General features: G+C 39.0%; 8 protein-coding genes and 2 pseudogenes. 1 reads left to right on the top strand and 9 read right to left on the bottom strand.

The genetic code is table 11. The annotated features are described in order from the left end of the window. From ABCM67_RS14285 to ABCM67_RS14250, 8 genes and pseudogenes are all read right to left on the bottom strand, one after another. The coding region (locus ABCM67_RS14285; RefSeq protein ID WP_342992938.1) for a ParB/RepB/Spo0J family partition protein at positions 1-598 on the bottom strand (598 nt) is incomplete at its 3' end. Further along, entirely contained in the window at positions 591-1,367 is a 777-nt protein-coding gene (locus ABCM67_RS14280; protein ID WP_005426615.1) for an AAA family ATPase, read from the bottom strand. The genes ABCM67_RS14280 and ABCM67_RS14285, both read right to left, overlap by 8 nt. A gap of 23 nt (positions 1,368-1,390) precedes the next feature. Further along, positions 1,391-1,567 (bottom strand): hypothetical protein, encoded by a 177-nt coding sequence (locus ABCM67_RS14275; protein WP_005426617.1) that lies wholly within the window; start codon positions 1,565-1,567, stop codon positions 1,391-1,393. Then, positions 1,567-2,025, bottom strand: a complete 459-nt coding sequence (locus ABCM67_RS14270; protein ID WP_005426619.1) for a DUF6075 family protein — start codon at positions 2,023-2,025, stop codon at positions 1,567-1,569. Before ABCM67_RS14270 ends, ABCM67_RS14275 begins: the two co-directional genes overlap by 1 nt. Positions 2,026-2,419: 394 nt before the next feature. Beyond that, positions 2,420-3,619, bottom strand: coding sequence for a site-specific integrase (locus tag ABCM67_RS14265; protein WP_147603410.1), 1,200 nt, complete (start codon positions 3,617-3,619; stop codon positions 2,420-2,422). A gap of 135 nt (positions 3,620-3,754) precedes the next feature. Next, positions 3,755-3,964: pseudogene (locus ABCM67_RS14260) on the bottom strand (excisionase). Then, positions 3,961-4,776 (bottom strand): ATP-binding protein, encoded by an 816-nt coding sequence (locus tag ABCM67_RS14255; RefSeq protein WP_147603411.1) that lies wholly within the window; start codon positions 4,774-4,776, stop codon positions 3,961-3,963. Before ABCM67_RS14255 ends, ABCM67_RS14260 begins: the two are co-directional and overlap by 4 nt. After that, positions 4,776-5,257: pseudogene (locus ABCM67_RS14250) on the bottom strand (replication initiator protein A). Before ABCM67_RS14250 ends, ABCM67_RS14255 begins: the two are co-directional and overlap by 1 nt. A gap of 818 nt (positions 5,258-6,075) precedes the next feature. Here ABCM67_RS14250 and ABCM67_RS14245 point away from each other — a divergent pair. Beyond that, the gene (locus ABCM67_RS14245; protein ID WP_147603412.1) at positions 6,076-7,413 is read left to right on the top strand and encodes an MATE family efflux transporter; all 1,338 of its coding nucleotides are present in this window, start codon (positions 6,076-6,078) and stop codon (positions 7,411-7,413) included. Here ABCM67_RS14245 and ABCM67_RS14240 read toward each other — a convergent pair. Next, complete coding sequence (locus tag ABCM67_RS14240; RefSeq protein WP_276513563.1) at positions 7,386-7,712, bottom strand: AraC family transcriptional regulator; 327 nt, start codon at positions 7,710-7,712, stop codon at positions 7,386-7,388. The two genes, ABCM67_RS14245 and ABCM67_RS14240, sit on opposite strands and share 28 nt — an antisense overlap. Positions 7,713-7,851 lie beyond the last annotated feature (139 nt).

Below are 7,851 nucleotides of genomic sequence, written 5' to 3'. Positions count from 1 at the left end.
CACCTACTGTAAAATTAATCTTTCCTTCATCCAACAATTTCAGCAATTCCGGAATAAGACAGGTCAAGCGTATGTAACGCTGAACGGTTCTTCCACTGTCACCGGCAGCCTGTCCAACCAGATCTGCACTGTCAACAGAAGCTGCGTTTTCGTCTTTTATGCCCTGATGTTTTACTGCATCCATCTTCATCTTATAAGCATATGCCTTTTCGCTTGGAAGCAAATTTTCTCTCTGTATATTAGAATCCACCATAACGATTACGGCTTCATCATCGGTATAGTTCCGTATGAGTACTGGCATTTTACTTTTTCCAGCCAGTTCGCAACCACGTTTTCTCCTGTGACCAGCAATCAGTTCATATCCTCCCTCTGCGCGAGGACGTACCAATGCAGGATTTAAGATGCCATAATTCTTGATACTTTCTACTGTTTCAGCCATTTTTTCATCATTATTTACATGAAATGGATGATTTCTAAAAGGATGTAACTCATTTAATGGCACTTCAACAATCTGATTAAGAGTATTCTGTTCGGCTTCATTGATTCCAAGCAATTCATCATAAGAAGTAAGCTGAATTTCTTTCTTAGGTTTACGCATGATTCAGCACCTCCTGGACAAGTGCTTGATAACTGTACGCACCTTTTCCTTTTGCATCGTAAGAAAAAATACTGACACCTTCTGATGCAGTTTCGGCAAGAGCTTCTGTTCTTGGAATTGTCTGATCAAAAATTATAATCTCTGCTCCATAAGCATCTCGTACTGCCTGCTTATTTCTCTTTGAATTATTATAATGACTGCTGTCCATTGTAAACAGAATCCCTTCAATCTGTAAATCAGGATTAAATCTCTGATGAATGCCTTTCACAACTTTCAGTAATTCCATGAGGCCATCTGCCGCATAGTATTGAGGCTGCACCGGAATCAAAACGCTATCAGCTGCACTTAACGCATTAATTGTCATCATTCCCAACGAGGGCATACAATCAATCAGGATATAGTCATAATCATTTTCCAAAAGTTCCAGATATTCTTTTAAGACTTTTTCTCTGTCCTCTACCGTAAATAATGACATGTCCATTCCCGAAAGAAGTTTATTAGATGGAATTACATCTATTCCTTCCTCATGGTGTAAAATTGCTTCCCTGGGATCAAATTCTAATCCCATAATGATATTTTCCATCATTGTTTTCAATGTTACCCTTAAGTTCTTTGGAAAACCAAGTCCCATTGTCAAATGTCCCTGTGGATCAGCATCTATCAGCATTACACGTTTTCCAACCTTAGACAGTCCTACTCCAAGATTAATAGTGGTTGTAGTCTTTGCTACTCCACCTTTTTGATTTGCGATTGCGATTATTTTGCACATGATATAATTCTCCTGTTTTTCTACTATTTTTTATTTACATTACTTTTTTCAATTTCAGCATAAGCTCTATAATATTTGCTTGTCCCTTTATTGGAATAAAGTTCCGATAATTCCATAACTTCAATTTTAGGATGACGCTGCAGGATTTTCTGAAACCATGCAATATCATTTTTTGTTCCCATCAGTCTCACTTTCAGCATTAATCTATTCCTCCAAGCATGGCATGTAACTTTTGATTGTACACTACATATTCCGGATAACGGATCTGTATTGCCTGCCAAAAATATGGTGCATATACACAGCAGAAGATATCCTCTACTGTATACTGTCTGCACTCGTTTACCTGTTCCTCTGCATCTTCATAATCCCAAACGCTTGGCGTGCTGTTACAGTACAGATTAAATGCCATCCTTACCACTTTTAAGCTACCGCTTGTCTGCCATCCTTCATGTAAACATTTCGTTTTAACAGACCCCGTTTTAAAATTATAAATTCTGTCAGCATTTTTTCTGGTATCTCCATTAATACCCAGACAATAACACAATGCCTTATGGTACACATCCTGATACCGTACTTCTTGTAATTTTTCATAGTAGAATTTTTCATGTGCATCACTGATAAAAATAATGTTTTCTGCTCCTAACGCTGTACTTTTCATTTTGAACCTCCTTGAAATAAAAAAGGACCTTACCAATTGTTCTACCAATTAATAAGGTCATACTATATGTTACTTTTCTAAATTCGTGCTAGGGATTCCTCTTTAGTAAAAACTTAGTAAAACATCCCTACTGGTTCAAAAATATACTGTAAAATCAAGGTTTTTCAGAATTTTGCTAAGGTAGTGCCGTGGCAGATGAATAACACTTTTATCATTGTTGCATAACCTCGCATTTCTTAGTTTTTCTTGGTTTTTCGGGCTTTGTAAGCCTCTGTAAATTTTTGCTTTCTGGCATAACCTGGTTTATTTTCGCATAATATCGTCAGCAAAAGGTGTAAAATAAGGTGTATGTTTTTCCATTTTACACCTTGCTATTTTCAATTAAAAATCGTAATTACACAACCTGAATCCGGGCAACTTCTTCCCTGGCATCCTCAAGATTTACATGCGTATATGTATTCAGCGTTACGCTGATATCTGAGCGGCCCATCAAATATTGCAATGCTTTTGGATTCATTCCCGATTTTGCCATATTCGAGCAATAGGTATGTCGGCATACATGCAGTGTAATGACAGGCATCTGTACTTTATAAGTATTATTATACTTCTGAATGATGTGTTGAAAATAATGCTCCCAGTGCAGGGAATAACAGATACTTTCATTTTTATCAAAGTATAAGAATCCACTTTTTCCATCTACCATAGGTTCTGCTTTGGGCGGGTTTCGTTTTTCTATTATTTTCCGAAAACATTCCTCTACATCTGCAGTCATAGGTATCTTTCTCGTTCCACTGGTTGTTTTAGTCTCTTGAATATAATATCCGATTTTTGATTTTTTCTGCAATTGATGATCGATGTTGATCGTATGCTCCTTGAAATCAATATCAGAAATCGTTAAACCACAAAATTCCGAAATGCGAAGACCTGTTTTAAACAATATGTAGATTTCCTCATAATACCTGCAAAAATGAGGATCCTCCTTCACAAATCGTAGAAACTTACGTTCCTCTGCTCTGCTGATTGCCTCTCTTGTCACACTGTCATTCACAACCACTTCCATTAGCTGAAACTGAAATGGATTTTTCCTGATCAGGTCATCATCCACTGCCAACTGAAATGCCGGACGAAGAACTCCTCTGATCGAATGGATGGAACTATAGCTTTTCTTTTCTACCTGCTGAAGATGTATCAGCCAACATTTTGCATCCGAAATCCGAACCGTATCAATCCTTCTTTTTCCAAAAGGATCTTTCTTCAATAAATTGATAACTGTTCCGTATCCTGCAACTGTAGTAGGTCTGACGCCGGTTTGGGTTGATGTATATTTTTCAACCAGTTCCAGTACCGTCATGTTTCCGCCATTTGTTGCAATCTGCTCGAAATGGTCCGCCTGAATTTTCTTCTCCATCTCTCGAAGCGACAAAGTACGGCGCTTTCCTTTCGGAGCTGCATCGTTATGGTCTAAGCGCCAGCTATATACGCAGCGCTCCTTTCCCATCTCATCGACATACTTAAATCGATATCTGCCATCAGATAACTGTATTTCTCCATTGTGTAATATACGTCCTTTATGATCTCTCCTTTTTTCACTCATAATCTTTTAGTCTCCTTCATCAAATGTTCATTTAACTTGGAAGACCGTCTCGGTTTCTTCATTATACCACAAGACCTTCCCTTCGCTAAGATAAAATGAACATTATTTTCATTACTATTTCTTCTATTCTGTCACTTAAACTGTACTGGCTGTGTCCAGATAATCTTCAAATAATTTTCTTTTGAACCGGATATGCGAACCAACTTCCAAAATAAAATCTGCTCCTTCATTTTCACCTACGATTTATCTCAATCTCTTTTCTCCAATTCCGTAATATTCTGCTGCTTCGGAAATATTTAAAGAATATTTCTTCCAAACAGGTATTGTTTTTTCTGTATGATTCATTCGCATTCCTCCTCCCCTCTGTTTGTATTCAACAGCGTTTTCGCTTTCTCCATTTTCATACTTGCAATCGCTTCTCGTTTGCTTGCGCCTCCAACATATATTGGTGTACACATTTCCAAAATACGGTCATAGATACGCCTTTTATCCAACATGGTCTCGCTTTTTATTTCTTTCAGCGGAAGATTGGTTGTGATGATCAAAGGTCGTCCCGAACGGATCCTGCGGTCTATGACACTAAAAATAATTCCTAACGCATATTCTGAATTTCGTTCCACTCCAAGATCATCAATAATCAAAAGCTGGTAAGAAGCCAATGCATTGATATATTCCGTTTTGTCTGCCAACGGAAATATATCATCGATAATGGTATTGAAGTTGGTCATCTTTACCGTTACTTCCCGCTTAAGAAGTTCATTGGCAATACACCCGGCAATATAACTTTTCCCAGTGCCAACCGGTCCCCAGAACAAACAGCCTATATGATTTCTTTTCATTTCCTCCCAGTTATCAACATAGCTTTTTGCCTTATGCATTACTGCATCTGACATATCTGCATTCTCAAATGTCCACTCTTCCATCCTGCTCTCGTCAAAACAGATGCTCGTATTTCTACTGACTAATTCCCGATGTTCTTTCTCTTTAAAATATTTTTGTTCTTCTTCATATGCTTTTCTGTCACAGGCACATTGCCTGGAATGTTTCTTCATCCCCATAAAGCCACCCTCGGGGAAAAAAGCTTCTTTCGCTTCCCCACAGACTTTGCAGTATTGCAAACCATCACTGCCTACACATACGGTATCTTCTTCTCTCATCACAAACTCTCTCCTTCTCCATAGTAATAATTTACTTCATGATATTTATTTCTTTTATATTTCTCAGTTACTTTACTAGGTGCCACATTTCCGACTCTGTTGCAACCATCTTTTCAACCGCCTTATCGTCAACCGGCTGTAAACCTATCTCATCAGATGGAATTTTTACATATAAATGATTGGGTTTTGAAAAACCACCAGATCTGCGAACCAATAGTCCCACATCATCTAATTCCTTCAATGCTGTTTTTACAGAAGATTTACATTTGCCGATTTGAGCAGACAATTCCTCTATCGGAAAAATCAGATAAACATTTCCATACTTGTCTATCCAACTATTCATTCTCGATATCCGTGCCCGGTCATACAAAATCATATAAAGGAATTTTGCAGTTTGAGAAATTCGCAGTTTTAGCAAAAACTTCGGAAACTGGAAGTACTGAAGCATCTGCTCTGACTCCTTCATGTATTCATATTTCATTCTTTTCTCGCCTCGTTTCTGTTTCTAACTGTTGTAAAAATCATTTTTATGCCGGCTCAAAAAATGTCCTTACACATATTCAAAAGATGAAGGGCATAAATACAGGCTCTTGATGAAAATTTTTTATTTTTCCTGCAAAAATACCCTTTCATTAATACGAAACGCTGAGAGGCATTTTTACAGCCCCCTGAGGAAAATTTTTTTATTTTTTCGGTTAATTGAATACTTAAAAACAAAAAAACACTCACCTATTCCAGGTGAATGCCTTATCAAAATTTCCTTATTTTGTTGTCTGTGACGCTTATCCAGATATGCCTGCATATCTGCTAAAATATAATTGCCAGCAATTATATTTTCACGTGGGTATGGGGACGTAATCCCAATCAAGGTCTGCTACTCGTAAGTAATACAAAATTGTCAAAATGACAATACTGTAATACACGGGTGGATCTTGCTCTGGTATTTTCTCCTCATCAAATCGGTTTGTGATATTTGGATGCTACTCTAAAAATATTATGATGTTCACTAATCATTATGAACTCTTGTCTTTTAAGCATATCTTTATTAGATTTATATGTCATTTTATGATAGAATTAATTTTGAAGAGGAGGTATTATTATGGACTATTTATCGGCAGCAAAAATGAGATATTATTCAAAAGATAACTCTGAAAACATCATAAAAAATTTAAACAAGAAACTTTCTGCTAATATTTCAGCATAGTAATGTCATAGAAAAAGTATCATTTCAGTAGTAAAATACTGGCTAAAAGCAGACAGTATTTGGAGAGTACCGTTTAGACATCAGGAGGTAACATAATGGGTAAGAACACGACAAATGATATGACGCAGGGAAACTGCATGCGTTTACTGGTACAGTTTTTTCTGCCGATCCTGGCAGGAAATCTGTTTCAGCAGTTATACAGCTTTGCAGACTCTATGGTGGTGGGAAAAGGAATTGGCGATACGGCACTTGCAGCCGTCGGAAATACCGGTTCCGTACATTTTCTGATCATTGGTTTCGCAATTGGGCTGACAGGAGGATTGGGAATCTGTATTTCTCAGTCTTTTGGAAGTGGCAATTATGAAAAACTTCGTAAGGAGCTGGCAATGTCTGTCTGGATCTGTCTGGCTATTGGGATTGTGATCACAGTGGTAAGTCTGGCCTTCATGCGGCAATTATTTACATTTCTCCATACACCGGAAGATCTGATGGCGGAAACACTGCAATATTTCGGAACAATTCTTGCGGGAACCACCATTACAATTTTTAATAATTTTGCCATGACACTTCTGCGTTCCGTCGGAAACAGCCGGGTGCCTCTGGTTGCAATGATAATTTCCGCCATTGCTAATGTTCTGATGGATCTGTTATTCGTTTTTCCGCTGCATATGGGTGTTTTTGGCGCAGCGTTAGCCACTGTTCTGGCACAGGTTCTGTCTGCGCTTTACTGCTGTTACTACATAGGAAGGGAAAAAAATCTGATCCCGAAAAAAACGGACTGGAAACCACAGAGTGTGATCATCAAAAGACTGACATTGAAAGGTCTACCTGTTGCCGTTATGAATTCTGTCACTGCAGTGGGTGGAATGGTATTGCAGACATTTGTCAACAATATGGGAACAAGCTATGTGGCTGCCTATGCGGCATGCACCAAGATCCTCAGTCTTTTTGAACAGCCGGCAAATACAGTAGGCCTGGCACTTCTTACTTTTGTGGGACAGAATTATGGTGCCGGAAAAAAGGAGCGGATACGTACCGGTATCCGGGAAGGAGTTATCCTGACGATCCTGATAAATATTCCACTGGCTTTGATGTTGCTGTGTATTCCTGAGTTTCTGACTTCTTTCATGTTGAATGATGCGTCGATTATTTCTTACACAAGAGATTTTCTGGCGGTTACAGGCATCTGTCTGTTTCCTCTGGGATGGCTGTTTGTGTTCCGCAACGGGTGTCAGGGCATGGGACATACGTTTGTTCCGATGCTTTCAGGAGTCCTGGAAGTGTCTCTTCGAGTGGTCATGGTAAAGCTGCTGACTCCATATCTGGCTTTTCGTGGTGTTGCTCTGGCAGAAGTATCTGCCTGGATCGGCGCCTGGATCATGTTGATGATCACTTACTGGATCTATCAGGAAAGAACGGATTCTTTTCGGTAAGTCTGATGAGAACATCCTACCTTGGTGCGAAACTGTCGATTGAAATTTGAAAGGTTATGAAATCCGGTATCGAAAGCAATGTCGGAGATACTGCGATCCGTATTGCGCAGAAGGTCGCATGCTGATCGGATACGTACCTGATTCAGATATTCAATGGCTCCGAGACCGAAATTCTGTTTGAAACAGCTCATAAAGTAACTGCTGCTCCTATGAGCGATCTTTGCCAGCTGCTCTATGGTGACAGATTCAGAATGATGTTTCTGTATATAAGTGAGAACAGGCCGAAGTGTTTCGGTCATCCGAGATTCTGTCGAAACCGTGTGTTCGGTGCAGAGTCCCGGTGTCGATGCCAGCAGATAAAATAAGCGAAGCAGTTCGCTTTTCAGTAACAGATCAGACGTTGCAAGATTTTTGTGCGCACACTGCATAATAGTCCGG

This window comes from Blautia sp. 2227st1_G12_2227SCRN_220401 (genome assembly GCF_039062885.1).
GTDB classification, from domain to species: domain Bacteria; phylum Bacillota; class Clostridia; order Lachnospirales; family Lachnospiraceae; genus Blautia_A; species Blautia_A fusiformis.
The sequence above is the reverse complement of the archived record's forward strand: the minus strand, read 5'-3'. Positions and strand labels throughout refer to the sequence as shown.